Source organism: Acinetobacter beijerinckii CIP 110307 (genome assembly GCF_000369005.1).
Lineage (GTDB): Bacteria > Pseudomonadota > Gammaproteobacteria > Pseudomonadales > Moraxellaceae > Acinetobacter > Acinetobacter beijerinckii.
In genome coordinates this window covers 540630-558816 of record NZ_KB849765.1, presented here as the reverse complement: position 1 = coordinate 558816, position 18187 = coordinate 540630, and the positions used below count along the sequence as shown (strand labels likewise).

At 41.1% G+C, this 18187-nt stretch carries 15 protein-coding genes and 1 riboswitch; of the genes, 13 read left to right on the top strand and 2 right to left on the bottom strand.

The window, feature by feature from the left end:
* The first annotated feature begins 9 nt into the window (after positions 1-9).
* From murC to lpxC, 6 genes are all read left to right on the top strand, one after another.
* Entirely contained in the window at positions 10-1455 is a 1446-nt protein-coding gene (gene murC / locus F933_RS08170) for a UDP-N-acetylmuramate--L-alanine ligase (protein WP_005060186.1), read from the top strand.
* Between the two features lie 111 nt (positions 1456-1566).
* A complete protein-coding gene (locus tag F933_RS08165; RefSeq protein ID WP_005060184.1) occupies positions 1567-2493 on the top strand; it encodes a D-alanine--D-alanine ligase in 927 nt (308 codons plus the stop codon).
* 5 nt (positions 2494-2498) lie between these two features.
* Positions 2499-3356, top strand: coding sequence for a cell division protein FtsQ/DivIB (locus F933_RS08160; protein WP_005060182.1), 858 nt, complete (start codon positions 2499-2501; stop codon positions 3354-3356).
* 61 nt (positions 3357-3417) lie between these two features.
* On the top strand, positions 3418-4680 hold the full coding sequence (ftsA, locus tag F933_RS08155) for a cell division protein FtsA (protein WP_005052516.1): 1263 nt from the start codon (positions 3418-3420) through the stop codon (positions 4678-4680).
* 169 nt (positions 4681-4849) lie between these two features.
* Positions 4850-6028, top strand: coding sequence for a cell division protein FtsZ (ftsZ, locus tag F933_RS08150; RefSeq protein WP_005060180.1), 1179 nt, complete (start codon positions 4850-4852; stop codon positions 6026-6028).
* Between the two features lie 111 nt (positions 6029-6139).
* Complete coding sequence (gene lpxC / locus F933_RS08145) at positions 6140-7042, top strand: UDP-3-O-acyl-N-acetylglucosamine deacetylase (RefSeq protein ID WP_034710945.1); 903 nt, start codon at positions 6140-6142, stop codon at positions 7040-7042.
* A 98-nt stretch (positions 7043-7140) separates the two neighbouring features.
* Here lpxC and F933_RS08140 read toward each other — a convergent pair whose 3' ends face one another.
* Positions 7141-7581: a hypothetical protein gene (locus tag F933_RS08140; RefSeq protein ID WP_005060179.1), complete on the bottom strand. Its 441-nt coding sequence runs from the start codon at positions 7579-7581 to the stop codon at positions 7141-7143.
* A gap of 105 nt (positions 7582-7686) precedes the next feature.
* On the opposite strand from F933_RS08140, the gene F933_RS08135 reads away from it, so the two are divergent.
* The 5 genes from F933_RS08135 to F933_RS08115 all read left to right on the top strand — a co-directional run bounded on the left by F933_RS08135 (position 7687) and on the right by F933_RS08115 (position 14497).
* The gene (locus tag F933_RS08135) at positions 7687-8385 is read left to right on the top strand and encodes a M23 family metallopeptidase (RefSeq protein WP_005052506.1); all 699 of its coding nucleotides are present in this window, start codon (positions 7687-7689) and stop codon (positions 8383-8385) included.
* Between the two features lie 206 nt (positions 8386-8591).
* The gene (gene aceE, locus F933_RS08130; protein ID WP_005060176.1) at positions 8592-11309 is read left to right on the top strand and encodes a pyruvate dehydrogenase (acetyl-transferring), homodimeric type; all 2718 of its coding nucleotides are present in this window, start codon (positions 8592-8594) and stop codon (positions 11307-11309) included.
* Between the two features lie 2 nt (positions 11310-11311).
* On the top strand, positions 11312-13240 hold the full coding sequence (locus F933_RS08125) for a 2-oxo acid dehydrogenase subunit E2 (RefSeq protein WP_005060175.1): 1929 nt from the start codon (positions 11312-11314) through the stop codon (positions 13238-13240).
* A 131-nt stretch (positions 13241-13371) separates the two neighbouring features.
* A complete protein-coding gene (locus F933_RS08120) occupies positions 13372-13659 on the top strand; it encodes a hypothetical protein (RefSeq protein WP_005060173.1) in 288 nt (95 codons plus the stop codon).
* A gap of 34 nt (positions 13660-13693) precedes the next feature.
* Positions 13694-13836, top strand: a riboswitch (yybP-ykoY riboswitch).
* Positions 13837-13918: 82 nt separating this feature from the next.
* Positions 13919-14497, top strand: coding sequence for a TMEM165/GDT1 family protein (locus F933_RS08115; protein ID WP_004951316.1), 579 nt, complete (start codon positions 13919-13921; stop codon positions 14495-14497).
* Between the two features lie 57 nt (positions 14498-14554).
* On the opposite strand, the gene F933_RS08110 is transcribed toward F933_RS08115, so the two are convergent.
* Complete coding sequence (locus F933_RS08110; RefSeq protein ID WP_005060171.1) at positions 14555-16666, bottom strand: TonB-dependent siderophore receptor; 2112 nt, start codon at positions 16664-16666, stop codon at positions 14555-14557.
* A 222-nt stretch (positions 16667-16888) separates the two neighbouring features.
* Here F933_RS08110 and F933_RS08105 point away from each other — a divergent pair, with 222 nt between their 5' ends.
* The gene (locus tag F933_RS08105) at positions 16889-17695 is read left to right on the top strand and encodes an oxygen-binding di-iron domain-containing protein (RefSeq protein WP_005060168.1); all 807 of its coding nucleotides are present in this window, start codon (positions 16889-16891) and stop codon (positions 17693-17695) included.
* 126 nt (positions 17696-17821) lie between these two features.
* Entirely contained in the window at positions 17822-18187 is a 366-nt protein-coding gene (locus F933_RS08100; protein ID WP_005060166.1) for a YkgJ family cysteine cluster protein, read from the top strand.

Genomic DNA, 18187 nt, shown 5'->3' with positions numbered 1-18187 from the left:
AGTTTATCTATGTCCCCGACAAATCCAAGCCAAGCCAAAAAGCTGATTAAAGTGCCAGAAATGCGCCGTATTAAACACATCCACTTTGTTGGGATTGGTGGTGCGGGGATGTGCGGTATTGCAGAAGTTTTAGCCAACCAAGGTTATAAAGTTTCAGGCTCAGATATTAAAGCGTCTAAGACCACTGCTCAACTCGAAGCAAATGGTATAAAAGTTCATATTGGACATAGCGCCGACAATATTAAAAATGCCAATGTATTGGTGGTATCGACGGCGATTGATCCTGAAAATCCAGAGATCAAAGCTGCGATTGAACATCGTACGCCGATTGTACGTCGTGCAGAGATGTTGGGTGAGTTGATGCGTTATCGTCATGGTATTGCAGTTGCAGGGACACATGGCAAAACCACGACTACCAGTTTATTAACCACGATGTTGGCGGAAGAGAATCTTGATCCAACTTATGTCATCGGCGGTTTGTTGAATAGTACGGGTGTTAATGCCGCATTAGGTGAAAGTCGTTTCATTGTGGCGGAAGCCGATGAATCAGATGCATCATTCTTGTATTTGCAGCCGATGGCCGCAATCGTGACCAATATTGATGCAGATCATATGGATACCTATGAAGGTAGTTTTGATAAATTAAAAGATACTTTTATTCAGTTTTTACATAACTTGCCATTTTATGGTTTAGCCGTGGTTTGTGGCGATGATGCCAACATTCGTGAGATTTTACCTCGCGTGGGTCGTCCAGTCGTGACCTATGGTTTTAATGAAGATAATGATGTGCGTGCAGTCGATGTAGTGCAAGATGGTATGCGTTCGCACTTCACTGTTCTACGTAAAGATCGTGAACCACTCAGTGTCACCATTAATCAGCCAGGTTTACATAATATCTTAAATGCCCTTGCGGCGATTGGCGTGGCAACCGATGAAGGTGTGTCTGATGGCGCAATTTGTCGTGCCTTAGAAGGCTTTAGCGGTGTTGGTCGTCGTTTCCAAGTTCAGGGTGAATTTGAAGTGGGTGAAGGCTTGGTGAAATTGGTCGATGATTATGGTCATCATCCAAAAGAAGTGGAAGCCACAATCAAAGCAGCTCGTGCGAGTCACCCTGATCGCCGTTTGGTGATGCTGTTCCAACCACACCGTTATAGTCGTACCCGTGATTGTTTTGATGATTTCGTCGATGTGCTATCTCAAGTTGATCAATTATTATTGTTGGAAGTATATTCTGCGGGTGAAAAACCAATCGTTGGTGCGGACAGTCGAGCTTTAGCACGTAGTATTCGTTTACGTGGCGAGGTTGAACCGATATTGGTTGATCCAGTTGAAGGTAATTTACCAAGCGTTTTACAAAAAGTGTTACAAGCGAATGACCTGTTATTAACACAAGGTGCAGGTAACGTGGGTGCAATTTCAGTAGAATTAGCTCAGCATCGCTTGTATGCCGAATAGTTTTAGAAAATCCCTCCCAGCCTTCCTTTAATCAAAGGGCGGAGTTTTCCTCTTTCATAAAGAGGGATAGGGGAGATTTAGAGAATTTAGAAAAGTTTTAAGGATATAAACGTGTCAAATGCTGCAAAATTCGGCAAAGTTGCTGTGTTGTTTGGTGGGAAATCGGCAGAACGTGCCGTGTCATTGGATAGTGGTCAAGCTGTTTTAGATGCGCTGTTGCGTTCAGGCGTGCAAGCGGAAGCATTTGATCCACAAGATCGCAGCGTAACCGAATTGGTCGGCTATGATCGTGCTTTTATTGTGCTACACGGGCGTGGTGGCGAAGATGGTCAGATCCAAGGTGTGTTGGAGTGGTTAAACCTTCCATATACAGGTACGGGCGTACAAGGTTCTGCAATCGGTATGGATAAAGTTAAAACCAAGCAAATTTGGCAAGGTAGCGACTTACCAACTGCACCTTATCGGATTATCACTAAAGACACTGATTTAAATTCGGTCATTGCTGATCTAGGCTTACCTGTGATTATCAAGCCAGTACACGAAGGTTCAAGTGTTGGCATGAGTAAAGTTGAAAAAGCAGAAGACTTTGCAGCAGCAATTGCAAAAGCAACCGCGCATGATGCGGTGGTGATGGCAGAAAAATGGATTACAGGGCGTGAATTTACGATTTCTTTCCTAAATGGTCAGCCATTACCTGTGATTCGTTTGCAACCACCCGCAGACGTTGCTTTTTATGACTATGAAGCCAAATATCAACGTAATGATGTGGAATATGGTATTCCTTCTGGCTTGAATGCGTCAGAAGAACAAAACCTACAAGCTTTGTGTTTACGTGCTTTCCAAGCAGTTGGTGCAGAGGGTTGGGGGCGTATTGATGCCATGCAGGATGAGCAAGGTAATTTCTGGTTGTTAGAGGTAAATACCGTGCCAGGTATGACCAGCCATTCTTTAGTGCCTAAGGCTGCGCAAGCGGTAGGTTATAGTTTTGATCAGCTCTGTGTTGCAATTTTAGAGCAAACTCTGACGAAGTCGGCTTAATTTTTATGGCTCAACTTCCTGCATCAATGCGTCGTAAAACACGACCAGCCATTAGCTCTATCCATGAGAAACCGCCTTCGCCTAAACAAAAAATGGTGAATGCGGGTGGCTGGGCATTGTTGATGATTGCATTTGTGGTATTGGCAATTGGTCTGTATGGTTTGTATAAAGTCATGACAGATGCACGCGTTGCAGAATTGCAGGTGGTTGGAACCAATTCAGATATTGAAAATCAACAACTCGTCAAACATTTAAATCCAAGTATTAAAGATAATTATTTCACTTCGGATTTAGAGCAGATTCGAGATCAAGCATTAAAAGTGTCTTGGGTTGACCGTGTAGTGGTGTCACGAGCTTGGCCAAATGCAATTCGAGTGCGGGTGATGCCGCGTCATGCAATTGCACGTTGGGGAACAGGGCGCTTGCTGAGTGACAATGGCGATGTGTTTAGTGAGGCTGTATCAACCACACATCCAAATTTGCCACTTTTACATGGACCGATCAGCCAATCCAAAATGATGATGCGTCGCTATAATGAAATTAATCAATTGTTTCATCCAGCGAATTTAAGATTAAAAGAGTTGTATTTAACAGAGCGAATGACATGGTTTATGCAGTTTGATTCAGGTTTGCGGATTATTGTTGACCAAGATCAAACCATGAATAAGTTACAACGGTTAAGCCATTTGGCACAAACCGATTTAAAACCTGTATGGTCAAATATCTCGGCAATTGATTTGCGTTACCGAAATGGTCTCGCGATTCAATGGAAAAATGCAACACCGCCGAAGATAGTGAACGGTCAGTTAGTTGTAACGATTAATGACACAAGTCTTGCAGGTGCAATTCAGGCGAAGCCATAATACATGGCTTGAAAATATGGGCAGTGGTCCTAAACAACATTAAAGATATGGTAATGAAGTAATGAGTGAAGCTGTTCCCTCAGTTGTTGCGATTGATATTGGGACTCATAAAGTCTCAGTTTTGATTGGTAAGGTCCATGCACCAGATAAGATCCAAGTGATTGGCATGGCAACTGCTCGCAACCGAGGTATGGTTAAAGGCAAAATTGTCAGCTTAGATAAGGTGATTGCTGCAATTAAAAATGCAGTCTCTGAGGCAGAAGATATGGCTGAATGCCGTATCCATAGTGCATGGGTGTCTATTCCAAGTACAGAGCTACAAAGCTTTTATGCTTCAGGACGTACGCCTGTAGCAAACCACGATCATATTATTACGACAAATGAAGTGGTGAGAGCGTTAGAGTTAGCTAAAGCAAGTCATGTTTCTCCAGATTATTATTTAGCCAGTGCTGTGCCTTTAGGTTTTGATTTGGGCGACTCAGGTGAATGGGTACAAAACCCAGTCAATATGTCGGCACATAGTATGACAGGACATTATCAATTGATGATGATGCCAATTAGTACCATGCAAAACCTTGATCGAGCCATGAAAGGTGCGAATATCGGCGTGGAAAAAATGGTGGTTTCATGTTTAGCCACTGCCGAAGCCAGCTTGTTGAAAGACGAGAAAGAATATGGTGTTTGTTTAGTTGATATTGGTGCAGGAATTACCAATCTTGCGGTGTATTTAGATGGTCGATTAGCACTGGCGCGCACTTTACAGCGTGGTGGTGAAAATGTGACTCGAGATATCGCAGCAGTTTTACAAACCACGACTGAAGAAGCCGAGCGCATTAAGATTTTACATGGTTGTGTTGACCTAAGTGTGGTGAAACCAGATCACATGATTCAAGTACAAGGGATTGATGGGCCACAGACCATTAGTCGTATTGAGCTTGCGGAAATTATTATTGCGCGTTATGAAGAAATCTTTACACAAATTCGTGAAGAGTTAGAGCATAGCGGTGCGATTCATGGTTTATATCATGGTGTCGTACTTACAGGTGATGCATGTCAAATTGAAGGTATGGTGAATTTGGCACGTCGTATGCTTGGTGTTTCTGCACACTTGGGTAATCCACCGTTGCAAGTGTATGCCGATGATCAACATTTACCGGCTTTACGTCGCTCAATGTATGCAACAGCTGCGGGCTTATTGATGTTTAGCCAAAGTGACTTGCAAGATACGATTGAAGAACCTGAAGAAGCCAATGATCGTAGTTTTATTGATCGTGTTGCAAATGGTTGGAATGCATTGAATAGCAAACTTAAAGCGATATTTTAAGGTTGTAGGAATTTTGGGGAAAAATTGTTAGGAAGTTGTAATACTAAGTCACTGTACTTGACAAGCTCGGTATTATTGAACAGCATCCTAGACATCAGTAGTTTTAAAAATCAAGGCAGTAACGGGCTGAAGTAACTGCCACTTACATATATTAGGAAATTTAAAGGTCATGGCCTCATTTGAATTTATAGAAGATGAACTAGACGATGGCAACGGTCAAGCCCGTTTCACAGTATTTGGTGTTGGTGGTGGTGGCGGTAATGCTGTGCAGCACATGGTGCAGTCAGATATTCAAGGTGTAAAATTTGTTTGCGCGAATACAGACAAACAAGCACTGGACAGTATGAATGCCCCATTCAAAATTCAATTGGGTGAGCAAAGTACGCGTGGTTTAGGTGCAGGTGCAAACCCAGAAGTCGGGCAAATTGCTGCTGAAGAAAGTCGTGAAGTGATTCGTCAGCACCTAGAAGGCACGGACATGGTTTTCGTGACTGCTGGTATGGGTGGCGGTACAGGTACTGGTGCAGCACCTGTTGTGGCTGAAGTTGCTAAAGAAATGGGCATTTTGACGGTCGGTGTGGTTACTACACCTTTTAATTTTGAAGGTCGTCGCCGTCAAAAATCAGCTGAAAAAGGCATTGATGCATTAGAAGCGCATGTTGATTCATTAATTATTATCCCAAATCAACGCTTGCTGAGCGTGTACGGTGATATTTCAATGAAAGATGCCTATAAAAAGGCAGATGATGTATTGCTAAATGCTGTTCGCAGTATCTTTGATTTGGTTGTCAATCGTGGTCATATTAACCTTGACTTCGCCGACTTGAAAACTGCGATGAGTACTCGTGGTTATGCGATGATGGGTGCAGGTTTAGGACGCGGTGAAGATCGTGCACGTCAAGCTGCTGAACAGGCGATTCGTAGCCCATTACTCGATAACGTGAATATTATTAACGCCAAAGGCGTATTAATTAATATCACTGGTGGTGATGATATTACCTTACGTGAAACGGAAATCATTACCGATGTTGTGAATCAGATTGTTGATCTGGATGAAGGTGAAATCTTCTACGGTACGGTATTTGATCCAGATGCGCGTGATGAACTTCGTGTTACGGTGATAGCAACAGGTTTAACACGTAATGCGAGTGAAGTAGAGCATAAAAAGCGTGTTGTTCCATCGCACTCACCATCACAGGTAGCTCAACAATCTGTAGACGAAGATGATGTTCCTGCGATTAGTAAACGTGCAAATGCAGATGCTCCAGCCAGTGCTGCACCAAGTTCTTCGCCACGTTCTTCGCCAATGAGTATTCAAGATTATTTGAAAAATCAGCAGCGTAAATAACAAAATCATATATTTAGAGAAAGAGGGCGCGAATTTGTGCCCTTTTTTATTTTTTTAAAATGGCAAAATATGCTAACTTATATCGGTTTTTGCAAATCAAGTTGGCATGGCATGGTGAAACAACGGACTCTCAAGCGTGTGGTGAAAGCGAGCGGTATTGGTCTGCACAGTGGTCAAAAGGTGTTGATTAATTTTGTTCCGCATCATATTGATGGAGGTATTGTCTTTCGCCGTATCGATTTAAATCCGCCTGTTGATATTACTGCAAATGCATTACTGATCCAAGAAGCGTTCATGTGCTCTAACCTCGTGAGAGATGATATTAAAGTCGGAACTATTGAGCATGTGATGAGTGCAATTGCGGGCTTAGGGATTGATAATCTGATTGTAGAAGTTTCTGCGTCTGAAGTGCCTATTATGGACGGTAGTGCAGGTCCTTTTATTTATTTGTTAATGCAAGGTGAACTTGCTGAACAAAATGCACCAAAGAAATTTATAAGAATTTTAAAACCTGTTGAAGCACTTATTGAAGATAAACACGCTATTTTTACACCTCATGCAGGTTTTCAACTTAATTTTACCATTGATTTTGATCACCCAGCATTTGCTAAAGAATATCAGTCGGTCAGTATTGATTTCTCAACTGAAACCTTTGTATATGAAGTTAGTGAAGCCAGAACCTTTGGTTTTATGAAAGACTTGGATTATTTAAAAGCCAATAATTTGGCTTTGGGCGCGAGCTTAGATAATGCCATTGGGGTCGATGACACGGGTGTTGTCAATGAAGAAGGTTTACGTTTTGCTGATGAGTTTGTACGTCATAAAATTTTAGATGCTGTTGGCGATCTTTACTTATTGGGACATCAAATTATTGCCAAGTTTGATGGCTATAAATCAGGGCATGCATTGAATAATCAGTTATTGCGCAATGTTCAAAATGATCCAAGCAGCTATGAAATTGTAACATTTAATAACGAGAGTGATTGTCCAATTCCTTATGTAAGTGTGACATAAGTCATTGTCTTTTCTTGCATATGTTATATTATAACAAGGTATATTGAGATGTTTATCACATAAGTTAATTGCATATTCCGAAACTTAAGATAAGGGATTTACTTTTTATTGCTTGCCAAACGTAGTAAAGCTTGGCTAAGCTTAGGGTCGCTCACATATTCAGCGGCACTGCGTAATTGCTCTTGAGTCTCTGAAGAAAGTGGTTTAGATGGGGGAGAAGGTTCACGAGGGACAAGTATTTTGTTTCTTAACCGAACTTGAATTTTTCGTAATTCTTTGAGTCCTTCTAGCTGAGCTAACTGCGCAACATAGTGGCTTTGTAAATAACTCAGTTGACTAATCATTGCTTGATTTTCGCCTGTTATGATCAAGATACCATGTTGATAACAAACAACCTGCCATTGCTCTGGTTGGGGTAATAAAGGTTGAATAATTTTCGTAAGTTGTTTCCATTGGGTCACTTGCGTAGTCAGAAACGTTAAGTTTCCAGTTTTTATGTGTTGTCCTTTCTGTTGGAAAACATTGCTGGGTTCAGACATGTCGGCTTCCTTTGAGGTTAGATGTCTATCTTAAGCATTAGGTTCGACTGTTATCAAGGAAGAGATGATAAAGGAACTTTTAAGGACGGTTTCAAGAGGTTTTTTATGCATCATACGCGTCGTATTTTACTCGCATTTTCATTGGCTGCGTCAGCTGCTTCGGTTGCTTTTGCAGATTATCAAAATATCAGTCAAACCACAGATAATGATCGTTTAGAACAATTGTCTAAAACTTTGGCTCAAGGTTCTTACAATCATCCAGATGATATTGATGTTCCAGCTGTTTCAAATGTGTCAGTTAAATTACGTGAAAAAACCATTGAACTGAATAATGCAATGATTGAAAAGAAATATGGTCGTTCGGCTATTTCAACTCAAGACAATGCACCATCGTTCTCTTCTACAGGTTACTCTTGGCTAGTGAGCCATCCCTTACAAGAAGGTCGCGTTAGCTCATCGTGGGGCACACGTACTTTGCTTGGTTCAACCCGTCATCACTCTGGTGTTGATTTAGCTGCACCATCAGGTACTCCTATTTATGCTACAGGCGCTGGTGTTGTAACAAAATCAGGGTGGGGCACTGGTTATGGGCAATATGTTGAAATTGATCATGGCAATGGGTACATCACTCGTTACGCACATGCATCACGTTTGATGGTGAATGCAGGCGATCGTGTAGGTGCGGGTGAGCATATTGCAAACGTTGGTTGTACAGGGCGTTGTACTGGACCACATTTACATTTTGAGGTAGTGAAAGATGGTCAACGTAAAAACCCTTCTACTTATTTAGCTTTGTTGCCTTAATGTAACTACAAAATATTTTAAATAAGAATATTGATTGAAATCGCCTTTATTGGCGATTTTTTACTTTTTTTATTTCAATTAGGTCAATGACTATTTAGTGAGAAAATATTAGGGAGTTTTGTATTCATTTGGGGCAATATCTCTATCAAGCTAAAATATGATAAAAATACTACCGACAAAATAACTCTAGGGAAAAGGTGAATTGTATGGCGTTTTATGGCGACTCTGACGCGCAGGAAACCCAAGAATGGCAAGAAGCATTTGATTCAGTATTACAACATATGGGCACGGAACGCGCTGCTTTCTTACTTGAAAAACTGTATCAACGGGCAATTGCGAAACATGTTCCAATCCAACGCTTAAATACACCTTATCTCAATACGATTTCAGTTGAAGAACAACCAGCAATGCCTGGCGATCAGGATATGGAACGTCGTATTCGTGCGCTGATTCGCTGGAATGCATTGGCAATGGTACTACGTGCTAATAAAACAGGCGATGATTTAGGTGGTCACCTTGCAAGTTTCGCATCGTCTGCAACCTTATATGATGTTGGTTTTAACCATTTCTTCCGTGCAAACAGCAATAACTTTGGCGGTGACATGATTTATTACCAAGGTCACTGTGCTCCTGGTATTTATGCACGTTCTTTCCTCGAAGGACGTTTAAATGAAGAGCAGTTAAGTAATTTTCGACGTGAAGTTGGCGGTAACGGTTTACCAAGCTATCCTCATCCATATTTAATGCCAGACTATTGGCAGTTCCCTACTGTATCGATGGGTCTTGGTCCAATCATGTCGATTTATCAGGCGCACATTCAAAAATATTTGATGAATCGTGGCTTGATCAAAGAAGAAGATCGTAAAGTCTGGGCTTATCTAGGCGATGGTGAGATGGATGAGCCAGAAAGTACAGGTGCAATTTCACTTGCTGGTCGTGAAAAGCTTGATAACCTGATTTGGGTGGTGAACTGTAACTTACAGCGCCTAGATGGTCCTGTACGTGGTAACGGTAAAATTATTCAAGAATTAGAATCTTTATTCCGTGGTGCGGGCTGGCGAGTCATTAAAGTGGTGTGGGGTCGTCATTGGGATCCACTTCTTGCAAAAGACAGCTCAGGCGCTTTAAAAGCGGTTATGGATGAAACAGTTGATGGTGAGTATCAACGCTATCAAGTGAAAGGCGGTGCATATACACGTGAGAAATTCTTTGGCAAGTACCCAGAAGCTGCGGAACTTGTAAAAGATTTAAGCGATGAAGATATCGACAATCTTAACCGTGGTGGTCATGACCCGTACAAAGTTTTTGCTGCCTATGCAGAAGCAATGAAAGCCAAAGGTCAACCAACCGTTATTCTTGCGAAAACAGTTAAAGGTTATGGTTTATCTGAAGAAATTGAAGCGGTGAACAAAACTCACCAAATCAAAAAAATGCAGATCGACTCTTTGAAATATGTACGTGACCGTTTCAACTTGCCATTTACAGACGATAAGTTAGAAGAACTTCCATTCTACCGCCCAAGTGAAAACTCTCCAGAAATGAAGTACATGAAGGCGCGTCGTGAAGCATTAGGTGGTTACCTACCTGCACGTCGTAAAGAGAGTGAAACTTTAGCGATTCCAGAACTCTCTGTATTTGATGCTGTATTAAATGGTTCTGGTGGTAAAGAGCAATCGACGACAATGCTGATGGTACGTTTAATTGCTGCTTTACTAAAAGAAAAAGCAATTAAAGATCGTGTTGTACCTATCGTTCCAGATGAAGCACGTACTTTTGGTTTAGAAGGGATGTTCCGTCAGCTCGGTATTTATGCTGCTCACGGTCAAAAATATACCCCAGAAGACCAAGAACAGTTAATGCATTACCGTGAGGCAAGTGACGGTCACATGCTTCAAGAAGGCATTAACGAAGCAGGTGCGATGAGCGCATGGGCTGCGTTGGCAACCAGTTATTCAACCAATAACTTGCCAATGATTCCAATGTACATGTACTACTCAATGTTTGGTTTCCAACGTATTGGTGACATTGCATGGGCTGCGGGCGATGCACAAGCTCAAGGTTTCTTGTTAGGTGCAACTGCTGGTCGTACCACATTGAACGGTGAAGGTTTACAGCATCAAGATGGTCATTCTCATATCTTGGCGAACACCATTCCAAACTGTGTATCTTATGATCCATGTTTTGGTTATGAGTTGGCTGTAATCGTACATGATGGTTTACAACGTATGTATGTGAACCAAGAGCGTGTGTTCTATTACCTCACTGTAATGAACGAAAACTACGAGCATCCTGCAATGCCTGAAGGCGCTGAGGAAGGCATTAAACGTGGTATGTACTTGTTCGAAAAAGATGAAAAAGCAACTGTTCAATTGATGGGTTCAGGTGTCATTCTTCGTGAAGTGATCAAAGCTGCGAAAATCTTACGTGATGAATACCAAATTCACTCAAATGTTTGGAGTGTAACTAGCTTCAATGAGTTGTCGCGTGATGGTATGGCATGTGAAGAATACAACCGTTTACACCCACTGACTGAAGAAGTGAAAGAATCTTGGGTATCTAAACAATTACGTGGAACAGAAGGTATTGTCGTTTCTGCAACAGACCATATGCGTGCATACAGTGAACAAATCCGTGCATATCTTCCAGATGGTCGTCCATTTGTTGCATTAGGTACTGATGGTTACGGTCGTTCAGATACACGTGCCAACTTACGTAGTTTCTTTGGTGTTGATGCTGCGCATATTGTGGTTGCGACATTGAAAAAATTAGCGGATGAAGGTGAAGTTGAAAATCGTTTGGTTAAAGATGCAATTTCTAACTTTGAGTTAGATACGGATCGTCCAGTGGCATGGGCTCCACAAGCGCATCCAGAAGTTCAGGCCGTTGCTGAATACAATGAAACGCAAACAGGTGAGGGGAAATAATCATGCAAATCCAAGCACCTGATATTGGCGTAGATAAGGCGCTCGTTGCAGAAATTTTGGTGAAAGTTGGAGATCATGTTGCTGTTGATGAGAGCATTTTGGTCTTAGAGTCCGATAAAGCAACCGTTGAAGTTCCAAGTACTGCAGCAGGTATTGTGAAAAGTATTTTAGTTCAACAAGGTGATGAAGTATCCGAAGGGATTGCTTTGGTCGAACTAGAGTCTGAGTCTGCTACTGAAGCCCCTGCGAACGAAGCACCGAAAGCTGAAGCGCCAAAAGTAGAAACACAAGCTGCTAAAGCTGAAACTCAACCAGCATCTGTTGCAAAACCAGCAGCCACTACTTCACAAGTTGTGGATGTCAAAGTTCCAGATATTGGTGTAGAAAAAGCGTTGGTTGCAGAAGTGTTGGTCAAAGTCGGTGATCAGATTGAGCCAGAACAAAGTATTGTCGTGGTTGAGTCAGACAAGGCGACTGTAGAAGTACCAAGCTCGGTTGCGGGGATTGTGGAAGCGATCCAGATTAAAGAAGGCGATAGCATCAAAGAAGGCGTAGTATTGATTCAGGTCAAGACTACGAGCGCTGCAACGTCATCTGAACCGCAAGCAGCCCCAGCTCAAACAGAAGCGCCAGTCGTAACTACAGAAGTACCAGCTGCAAGCAATACCTCAACAGGTAATGTTGAAATTGAAGTACCAGATCTAGGTGTAGAAAAAGCACTTGTTTCAGAAATTTTGGTCAATGTCGGTGATCGCGTTGAAGCTCAACAAAGCCTATGTGTGGTTGAGTCAGATAAGGCGTCTGTTGAAGTGCCAAGTTCAGTATCAGGGATTGTGAAAGCAATCCATGTCTCTGCTAATCAAGAAGTTCGTCAAGGCGTGGCTTTGGCAACGATTGAGGTGAGTGGTCAGGCTGCTGCTCCAGCAGTACCAAAGGCTCAACCAGCTGCTGCGCCTGCTACGCAAGCAGCACCAAGTGCGCCAGCGCAAGCTGAGAAGTTGACTAAACAGCAAGAAGCAGAAAATGCGAAGGTTTATGCAGGCCCTGCCGTGCGTAAACTGGCACGAGAGTTGGGTGTTGTTCTTGGGCAGGTCAAAGCCTCTGGCGAACACGGTCGTGTGATGAAAGACGATGTTTTTGCTTATGTGAAAACGCGTCTGACAGCACCGCAAGCTGCTCCTACACAGGCTGCACCTGTTGCTTCAGGCTTACCAAAGTTGCCAGACTTTAATGCATTTGGTGGTGGTGAAGTGAAAGCGATGACGCGTTTACAGCAAGTGTCTGTACCGCAATTGTCATTGAATAACTTTATTCCACAAGTGACACAGTTTGACTTGGCGGATATCACTGAGCTTGAAGCGTGGCGCGGTGAACTGAAAGATGGCTTTAAAAAGCAAGGAATCAGCTTAACCATTTTGGCATTTATTGCGAAAGCGATTGCTCACTTGTTAAAAGAAGAGCCTTATTTTGCAGGTCATTTGGCAGATGACCAAAAGTCAGTGTTGTTACGTAACGAAATTCATATGGGAATTGCAGTCGCTACACCAGACGGCTTAACGGTTCCTGTGCTGCGTAATCCTGACCAGAAATCCATTAAGCAAATCGCTATTGAGTTGGCTGAGCTGAGTCAAAAAGCGCGTGATCGCAAGTTATCACCGAAAGATCTACAAGGTGCCAACTTTACCATTACGAGCTTAGGTAGTATCGGTGGAACTGCATTTACGCCTTTAGTGAACTGGCCTCAAGTCGCAATTTTGGGTATCTCTCCAGCAACCATGCAACCTGTATGGAATGGTAAAGATTTCGATCCACGCTTAATGTTGCCATTATCGTTGTCATATGATCATCGAGTCATTAATGGTGCTGATGCAGCACGTTTTACCAATAAGTTGACCAAGCTATTAAAAGATATTCGTAGCTTACTACTGTAACGAATAATTGATTGAAGAATACCTCGCTTAGGCGGGGTTTTCTTTTATTCAATATAGAAAAACGCTATTTTATTTGCTATCAATCTGAATATTGGCAATGAGGAATCAAACACTGAATTTGAGGTGGAGAAATGTTTGCGATTTATAGAGTCATGTTGCCATTATTGCTGGTAGTTTTTGTGCTCATGGGATTATGGGTGAGTTTTCTGCATTTTCCATCGGAATGGGTGCTTTATATTGTGATGGGGATTGAATTATTAGTCGCAACCATTGTGATGGCGATGGAATATCAGGCACAAAATTTAAATACGAGCAGTGGCTGGGGTAGTTTTGGCTTTTTAGGTTTGAGCTTTTATTTAGCTCTACTATTAGGTCTGGTTCGATTGTTAATGTGGAGTTACCAAAATTTTTGGACTTAAAGATTCAAAAAAATAAAGTTCTTTGATAGAATAAAGACACTTCATTGGGGAGTAGCCGCTCTTTACGCAAAGTAAAGAGGTGATGATCAACATAATTGTTCAACAGAACATGGTCATCATAGCAAAGAACCAAGAACAGCTATTTTTGCTGTGCTTTTGTTGGCAAGACCTTTGATTTACCACTCTGCATCAATCTAATTGATTTTGGCTAGCAGGAGGGGTAGGTCATCGGTATATATTGCTAGCCAGAGCATTCACTATGTATGAATTTCTCATCTCTACTTCGATCGTCGCTCTTGCTGAAATGGGTGATAAGACACAATTACTCGCTTTATTGTTAGCAGCACGTTTCCGAAAACCTGTTCCAATCCTCATCGCAATTTTATTAGCCACCACGATTAACCACGGTATTTCTGCTGTTTTTGGTCAATGGATTACGACCGTTCTCAGCCCTGAAATCTTGATTTGGATACTAGCACTTGGTTTTATCGGGATGGCGATCTGGATGTTGATCCCTGATGAACTTGGTGATGAAACAGAAAGCATCAATAAATGGCAGAGATTTGGTGTGTTTGGTGCGACCTTTATTCTATTCTTCTTGGCCGAAATTGGTGATAAAACCCAAATTGCAACGGTTGCCTTAGCTGCACGTTTTGACAGCGTATTTTGGGTCATGTGTGGTACTACTGTTGGGATGATGCTTGCAAATGCTCCAGCAGTATTCATTGGTAATAAGTTGGCTGATAAATTACCAATCTCTTTAATCCATAAAATTGGTGCTGCGATTTTCTTAGTGGTAGGTATTTCAACTTTAGTTCAGCATTATTATTTTGCTTAACTTTATTCAAAGAAGCACCTGTTGTTGAACAGGTGCTTCTTTTATGTCGAGAGAAAATTAATAATTAAACTTCACTGTAAAATTAATTTGGCGTGGATTGCCTAAAGTAACCAAGTTCTCGTTGAGCGCGCCAGCATAATAATCTTTATCAAACATATTGCGGATTGCCAGCTGTGCACCCCAATGTTCAGCGTCATAACCAGCCTCAGTATCAAACAAGGTGTAATTTGGAATATCGACTGTTAAACCGTTGACACTTTTTTTGCTTTCACCTCGAACGCCAGCGCCTACATACCAACCTAAATTTGAATTGGGTTCAAAACGATAGCGTGTAGACAAGCTATAACTTTGCTTTGGAATATTATCTATGCTTAATCCAATATTCTCAGCTTGAGTATCTTTGCTAATTTCTGCATCAGGCGTGTAGGTATAGGCACCAGTAATTTTGAGTTGATTAAATAAATGCGCTGCAAGCTCTGTTTCGATACCACGTGTCAGTTGTTCGCCACGTTGTACTTTAAAACTCGTATTGATTGGATCAGTTACGGAAACATTTTGGCGACGTAAATCAAACCAAGCGATACTGCCTTGAATGCGTTGGTCTGGGCTTTGTAGTTTTAAACCTACCTCAATTTGTTTGCCTTTTTCAGGTTTAAAGGCATTATCATAAAAATCCGTACCACTGACAGGGAAGAAAGAGGTTGCATAACTCACATAAGGTGCTGCGATTTCATTGATGCTATAAAGCAATGAGGCATTACCTGTAAATGCATTCTCAGATTGTGTTGTTTCGGTATTCTTAACTAGATTTTGATTGGTTGTTTCAGTCCAATCATGTCGCCCAGCGAGATTCAAAACCAGTTGATCATTCAGTTGAATGCGATCACGTAGATATAAACCTGTATATCTGAGGCGATTGATATTATGAACATTTTCAGTAAGTGTTGTTTCTTGTCCATAAATAGGATCGTAAATATTTAGTCCACCAATATCATATTTATTATTTGTGTAGTCACTTTTTTCTTGCAAGGCATCTAAACCAACTGTTAGATAGTGTTTTACGCCATAAAGCGTAAACTCTTTTTTTAATTGGTTGTCAATCGAGTAGCTAAGATTATCAGCAATTTGGTATCGACTGTTTTTTGATCTGTTTATTGTTGTAAAGGTTTCGTCAACCCAAAATTTCTTCGTTTGTGCAAAAACAGCTTTACCATCCATTTCAGTTTTTTGCACTGCAAAATTCTGATTAAAGTTCCAGCCATTACCAAATTCATGTTTAAACGTATAACCTGTTCGATAAACATCAGCTTTATATTGTCCGAAATTAGGATCTCCAATATATAAACTTCGGTCTATAGCTCCGTTAGGATTATCTATTAAAGTACCTAAGACTGGTAAACCTTGTTGTCGTAAATATTCACGATGTTGATAGCTAGCAATCACAGATAAATCGGTTTTTTCGCCTAAATCAAAATTATAAGAAGGTGAGATATAGTAGTTTTTAAAATAAACAAAGTTAGTCGGATCATTTTGATCAGAGATGCGACCATTTAAGCGAAAAGCACCTTTCTCACTTTCATTCGGACTATAGTTGATATCGAATGTTGCTTGCTTGAGTTGATGAGAGCCGTAGGTGAAAGCGCTGCGGTAAAAGCTCTCGGCTTGTGGGCGTTTGGTGACCATGTTCACCATGCCACCAGGTTGAACTAAACCAAAGTTAACCGATGCAGGTCCTTTTAAAACTTGAACTTGATCCATACCTGAAATTTCAGTAGCAACAAAGGTACTTTGACCTTGGCGTAACCCATCAATAAAAACCTGATCAGATGAGGTTTGCCCACGAATAATAAAATCATCCCAACCCCGTCTTCCGAGTTGTCCTGAGACGACCCCAGCAACACCATTCAGTGCATCAGCCAAGGTTTGGGCTTGTTTTTGTTGTAATTGTTCTTGAGTAATCACCGTAACAGATTGCGCTGTCTTAAATAATGGTGCACTTGATTTCAAAGTGGATGTTGCTTGTGTCGCCACATAATCATTGTTTTTATCTTGTTGAGCCTTGATGGAAATGGTTGGGAGGGTATTACTTTGATCTTCCGTTGCATACGCAGCGCTTGTCATATAACTCAAAATGAAGGCTGCAAGTAACGTTGGGCGAGTGAACAACATAGAAAATTTCCAAAAAGGAGGAGATGAAGACAAAGCAAGATGTTAATGAGAATGGTTATTATTTTAATCGATACGTTATCTAAAACCAAGCAATAAAACTCAAAACGATTACTTGATAAATTATGATAAATATCCAAGATATGATTGAAACCAAAGCTGAATCCCATTATTTTATTATGGAATTAAAATAATTCATATTTAAAGATTTTTTATGGGGTTACTATGAGCTTGGAACGAACAACATCACAAATATTATTTGATAATGGTACGCATAAATGTATAAGTTTTACCAGTTTGGTGAAAGGTGAGGGAATACAAGCTAATCAGTTTTTAATCATTGATCATGATCGCGCTGCCGTTTTAGATCCAGGTGGTGATTTAACCTATGTACCGCTCACGATGGAACTTAATCGTTATACCAAATTGAAAAACTTAGATTATGTGATGGCATCGCATCAAGACCCCGACATTATTACCTCAATGCCACGTTGGTTGGTCTATACAGATGCAAAAGTTGTTGCATCAAAATTATGGGCGCGCTTCCTCCCCCATCTCAATTCTGCTTTTATGAGTGATCGAATGAAAGGTAATTGGGAAGAACGTTTGATCGAACTGCCAGATACAGGTCAAGTTATTCCTTTGGGTGAATCGACAATTATTGCAGTTCCTGCACATTTCTTACATTCAGTCGGAAATTTTCAGTTTTATGACCCAACTGCAAAGATTCTTTTCTCAGGTGATATGGGCGCATCAATTGTCGAAGATGCTAGTCTGCCGATTATCGACTTTGAAGCGCATATTAAAAAAATGAAAGGCTTTCACCAACGCTATATGTGTTCCAACAAAGTGATTCGATTATGGGTCAACATGGTACGACAAATGGATTTAGAAATGATTGTTCCACAGCATGGTACAGCTTTTGTCGGCAAGGCAATGATTGATCAATTCTTGGACTGGATCGAAAATTTAGAGTGTGGTGTAGACATTATGAACCAATATGTTTTTAGCTTGCCCACTGAAATGAGTTAACCAGAGCAGATGTATTAAAATGACTGATTCATCCATAAATTAAACGAATAAGCTCTTGTTTTCATAAATGACTTTTCTTAGGATTCAAGTAACAAAAATGAATTTGATAACGAGAATTTTAAGAAAATGTTGTCTCAAGTTGCGAGCTCAGATGCATGTGTCAGTTGCGGCGCATGCTGTGCGAATTATCGAGTTTCCTTTTATTGGGCTGAAGCGGAGTCTATGCCAGAAGACATGGTCGAACCCCTGACTTCGGTCTATTCATGTATGAAAGGAACGAATCAGCCTCAAGTAAAATGTATTGCGTTACAAGGCGAGGTAGGGCAGCAAGTAAGTTGCTCGATTTATGCTTCACGGAGTTCAACGTGCAAAGAGGTGCAAATTGCAGATGATCATTGTAATAAAGCACGTATTGCGCATCATCTGATTCCCTTAATCCAACTTGAGCCGCAACATTCTGAAAATAATGAGAATTACGATCAAGTTTGTTAA

Excerpts from the sequence above, each read along its gene's own strand:
- murC (WP_005060186.1), top strand. The coding sequence starts at position 10 with ATGTCCCCGACAAATCCAAGCCAAGCCAAAAAGCTGATTAAAGTGCCA.
- F933_RS08160 (WP_005060182.1), top strand. The coding sequence starts at position 2,499 with ATGGCTCAACTTCCTGCATCAATGCGTCGTAAAACACGACCAGCCATT.
- ftsA (WP_005052516.1), top strand. The coding sequence starts at position 3,418 with ATGAGTGAAGCTGTTCCCTCAGTTGTTGCGATTGATATTGGGACTCAT.
- ftsZ (WP_005060180.1), top strand. The coding sequence starts at position 4,850 with ATGGCCTCATTTGAATTTATAGAAGATGAACTAGACGATGGCAACGGT.
- lpxC (WP_034710945.1), top strand. The coding sequence starts at position 6,140 with ATGGTGAAACAACGGACTCTCAAGCGTGTGGTGAAAGCGAGCGGTATT.
- F933_RS08140 (WP_005060179.1), bottom strand. The coding sequence starts at position 7,581 with ATGTCTGAACCCAGCAATGTTTTCCAACAGAAAGGACAACACATAAAA.
- F933_RS08135 (WP_005052506.1), top strand. The coding sequence starts at position 7,687 with ATGCATCATACGCGTCGTATTTTACTCGCATTTTCATTGGCTGCGTCA.
- aceE (WP_005060176.1), top strand. The coding sequence starts at position 8,592 with ATGGCGTTTTATGGCGACTCTGACGCGCAGGAAACCCAAGAATGGCAA.
- F933_RS08125 (WP_005060175.1), top strand. The coding sequence starts at position 11,312 with ATGCAAATCCAAGCACCTGATATTGGCGTAGATAAGGCGCTCGTTGCA.
- F933_RS08120 (WP_005060173.1), top strand. The coding sequence starts at position 13,372 with ATGTTTGCGATTTATAGAGTCATGTTGCCATTATTGCTGGTAGTTTTT.
- F933_RS08115 (WP_004951316.1), top strand. The coding sequence starts at position 13,919 with ATGTATGAATTTCTCATCTCTACTTCGATCGTCGCTCTTGCTGAAATG.
- F933_RS08110 (WP_005060171.1), bottom strand. The coding sequence starts at position 16,666 with ATGTTGTTCACTCGCCCAACGTTACTTGCAGCCTTCATTTTGAGTTAT.
- F933_RS08105 (WP_005060168.1), top strand. The coding sequence starts at position 16,889 with ATGAGCTTGGAACGAACAACATCACAAATATTATTTGATAATGGTACG.
- F933_RS08100 (WP_005060166.1), top strand. The coding sequence starts at position 17,822 with ATGTTGTCTCAAGTTGCGAGCTCAGATGCATGTGTCAGTTGCGGCGCA.